This window comes from Candidatus Methylomirabilota bacterium, assembly GCA_035709005.1.
Taxonomy (GTDB): Bacteria; Methylomirabilota; Methylomirabilia; order Rokubacteriales; family CSP1-6; genus 40CM-4-69-5.
The window spans coordinates 1-3,406 of sequence record DASTFB010000079.1; the positions used below are offsets into that span (position 1 = coordinate 1).

Consider the following 3,406-nt stretch of genomic DNA (forward strand, 5'->3'; position numbering starts at 1 on the left):
TCTACGCGCTCGAGGGCCTGACGCATCTGCTGAAGACCATCAAGCTGGTGAAGGAGCGGTTGAATCCGGGCCTGGCAGTGATGGGAATTGTCTTGACAATGTTTGATGGTCGGACCAGCCTGGCCCTGCAAATACGCGAGGAAGTCCAGCGCTACTTCCCGGCGGAGATCTTCGAAACGGTCATCCCGCGCAACGTGCGGCTCACGGAGGCCCCGAGCCATGGCCGTCCCGTGATGCTGCACGATCTGCGCTCCAGTGGCTCGATCGCCTATCTCGAACTGACCAAGGAGGTGCTACGACATGAATAGACGCGGGCTCGGCAGGGGCCTGGATGCGCTGCTGGGAGCGACGTCGAGCACGGCGACGATCCCCGAGGGGTCGTCGTTGATGGAAATCCCGATCGATCAGATCGACGTCAACCCCCGGCAGCCGAGAAAGACGTTCGACCCGGGCTCCCTCGACGAGCTGGCGCGCTCGCTCAAGGCCACCGGGATGATCCAGCCTGTCGTCGTGCGGCGCGCCCCGGGCGGCCGCTGGCAGCTGATCGCCGGTGAGCGGCGATGGCGGGCCGCCGCCCAGGCCGGCCTGGAGCAGATTCCCGCGGTCGTCCGCGAGGCGACGGACGTGGAGAGCCTCGAGCTGGCCCTCGTGGAGAACCTGCTTCGCGAGGACCTGAACCCCATCGAGGAGGCCGAGGCCTACCAGCGGATCCTCACGGAGTTCGGTTGGACCCAGGAGGACGTCGCGCAGCGCGTGGGCAAGGATCGCAGCACCATCGCCAACAGCCTGCGGCTGCTACGCCTGCCCGCCGTGATCCAGGACGATCTGCGCGCCGGGCGCCTCACCATGGGACACGCGCGCGCGCTGCTATCCTTGACGGATTCCGGCCAGCAGTTGAAGCTGAGGGAGGAGATTCTCGCCCACGCCTGGTCGGTGCGGGCCACCGAGGAAGGCGTGGAGAAGCGCAGGCTCGTCCCGCCGGCGGCGCGCCGGCGGTCGGCGGAGCTGGTCGCGCTCGAGGACGAGATCCAGCGCGCGCTGCTGGCCCGGGTGCGGATCCGCGGCAACGAGCGGCGCGGCCGAATCGAGATCACGTATGCATCGACCGACGAGCTGAATCGGCTCGCCGGGCTCCTGGGGGTTAGAACGTAGACAATGGCCGAGCGGATCGTGGTCGCCATGAGCGGCGGCGTGGACTCCTCCGTCGCCGCGGCGCTGCTCGTCGAGCAGGGGTACGAGGTCGTGGGCATCACGCTGCGCGTGTGGCCGTGGCAGGAGGCCGCGGGCGCGGCGGAGCGCTTCGGCAGCTGCTGTGGCACCAGCGCCACCGAGGACGCGCGCAGGGTCGCTCGCGCGCTGGGCATCCCACACTACGTGCTGGACAGCGAGGGTGAGTTCGCCCGCGCCGTCATCGACCGCTTCGTCGGCGAGTATCACCGGGGCCGGACACCGGTGCCGTGCCTGGCCTGCAACAGCGAGCTGAAGTTCGGCTCGCTGCTCCAGCGCGCGGCGGCCTGGGATGCCGCGGCCGTGGCCACCGGGCATTACGCGCGCGTGAGCCACGACGCCCAGGCCGGGCGGTTCCTGCTGTGGAAGGGGCGGGATCCGCGCAAGGACCAGAGCGACTTTCTCTGGCCGCTCAGCCAGTCGCAGCTGGCCGGCGCGCGCTTCCCCGTGGGCGACCTCACGAAGGACGAAGTTCGCGCGCACGCCCGGCGGCTGGACCTCGTCACCGCGGACAAGCCGGAGAGCCAGGAGATCTGCTTCATCCCCGACGACGACTACCGGGGCTTCCTGCGCCGGCGCGACCCGAGCCGCTTTCGGCCGGGGCCGATCGTCGACCAGGAGGGGGCCGTGGTCGGCGCCCACGGCGGCCTGGCCGACTACACGGTCGGGCAGCGCAAGGGCCTGGGACTGGCCGCGGGCCGGCGGCTCTACGTGCTCGATCTCGATGCGGAGACCAACGCCGTCACGGTGGGTCCGGCCGAGGGGCTCGAGCGAACGCGCCTCGTGGCCGAGTCCGTCAACTTCATCGCCTGCGAGCCGCCTGCGGCGCCGATGTCCGTCGAGGCCAAGATCCGGCACAGCCAGAGCGCGGCACCGGCCACGGTGCGCGCGCTCGGGGATGGCACGGCCGAGGTGATCTTCGACGCGCCCCAGCGGGCCGTCACGCCGGGGCAGTCCGTCGTCTGGTATCGTGCCGACCTGGTGATCGGCGGCGGCATCATCGCGCGCGCCGCGGCCCGAGCTTGACCCGCGACCAACTTGCGTGATAGTTTTCACAAACGCTGCTGACCCCGACGAGGGAGATCCCCGCATGTTTCGCGCTAGGTGCCTGTGGCTGGCCGGTCTCGTGTGCGCCACTGTCATGGTCCTCGTGCCCGGCACGCTGCTGGCCGCCGAGGAAGGCGGCGGCGGGCTCATCAACCTCGACAAGTCGCTGGGCGTTCAGATGATCAACTTCCTCATCCTCCTGCTGATCCTGTGGCGGCTGCTCTACCGGCCACTGCTCGCGAAGATGCAGGAGCGGACGCAGGCCATTCAGCAGTCGCTGGCCGAGGCGCAGGCCGCCCGGGCGGAGGCGGCCCGCGCGCAGGAGGAGAACGCGGCGCGGCAGCGCCAGGCGCTGGCCGAGGCGGCCAGCATTCGCGACCGGGCTCTGAAGGAAGCCAGCGAGGAGCAGAAGCGCGTGCTCGAGGCCGCGCGGGCGGAATCCCAGCGGCTCGTCGCCGCGGCCAAGGCCCAGCTCGAGGCCGACATCCGCCGGGCCCGTGAGGAGCTGCGGCGCGAGGTGGCCGAGCTCGGGACCGCGGTCGCCGAGAAGCTCGTTCGGAGGAGCCTGCGCGAGGAGGATCACCGGCGCATCGTGGCCGAGGCCGTCGGGCAGCTGAAGGGCTGACCGGTGCCCGGGGAGTCCGCCGCTCGCCCGTATGCCCGCGCGTTGTGGGAGCTCGCGAAAGAGCGGGGTCGGGTGGATGCGGTGGGCCGGGAGCTGACCGTGGTGGCCGAGGCGGTCGAGCGGACACCGGAGCTGCGGGACCTGTTCGCCCGTCCCTGGGTCGCCGCGAGCGTCAAGCAGGCCGTGGCCCAAGACGTCACCGCGCGCCTCGAGGTCTCGCCCCTGACTCGCGACTTCTTCGCGCTGCTGGCCCGGCAGGGACGCGGCGATCAAATTGGCGCGGCGGCGGCCGTCTATCACGAGCTCGTCGACCAGGATCTGGGCCGCCTCCGCGCACGCGTCCGCACGGCGGTGCCGCTCACCGACCAGGAGCGCGAGCGGTTGCGCGACCGGCTGGGGCGGGCGCTGGGCGCCCGGCAGGTGATTTTGCAAGAAACCGTGGACCGGAGCCTGCTCGGCGGCTTCGTGGCCGAGGCCGGCGGCTATCTCGTGGACGCCAGCCTGGAT

The 3,406-nt window shown here is 71.0% G+C and carries 5 protein-coding genes; all 5 read left to right on the forward strand.

Annotation, left to right across the window (positions count from 1 at the left end):
- Window positions 1–308 (forward strand): ParA family protein (locus tag VFR64_13570; protein HET9490769.1); only part of this gene is annotated, 308 nt, incomplete at its 5' end.
- Window positions 301–1,152, forward strand: coding sequence for a ParB/RepB/Spo0J family partition protein (locus VFR64_13575; GenBank protein ID HET9490770.1), 852 nt, complete (start codon window positions 301–303; stop codon window positions 1,150–1,152). The genes VFR64_13570 and VFR64_13575, both read left to right, overlap by 8 nt.
- 3 nt (window positions 1,153–1,155) lie before the next feature.
- A complete protein-coding gene (gene mnmA / locus VFR64_13580) occupies window positions 1,156–2,253 on the forward strand; it encodes a tRNA 2-thiouridine(34) synthase MnmA (GenBank protein HET9490771.1) in 1,098 nt (365 codons plus the stop codon).
- 64 nt (window positions 2,254–2,317) lie between these two features.
- Window positions 2,318–2,899, forward strand: a complete 582-nt coding sequence (atpF, locus tag VFR64_13585) for a F0F1 ATP synthase subunit B (protein ID HET9490772.1) — start codon at window positions 2,318–2,320, stop codon at window positions 2,897–2,899.
- Between the two features lie 3 nt (window positions 2,900–2,902).
- A partial coding sequence (atpH, locus tag VFR64_13590; GenBank protein HET9490773.1) for an ATP synthase F1 subunit delta occupies window positions 2,903–3,406 on the forward strand: 504 nt, incomplete at its 3' end.

Excerpts from the sequence above, each read along its gene's own strand:
- VFR64_13575 (HET9490770.1), top strand. The coding sequence starts at position 301 with ATGAATAGACGCGGGCTCGGCAGGGGCCTGGATGCGCTGCTGGGAGCG.
- mnmA (HET9490771.1), top strand. The coding sequence starts at position 1,156 with ATGGCCGAGCGGATCGTGGTCGCCATGAGCGGCGGCGTGGACTCCTCC.
- atpF (HET9490772.1), top strand. The coding sequence starts at position 2,318 with ATGTTTCGCGCTAGGTGCCTGTGGCTGGCCGGTCTCGTGTGCGCCACT.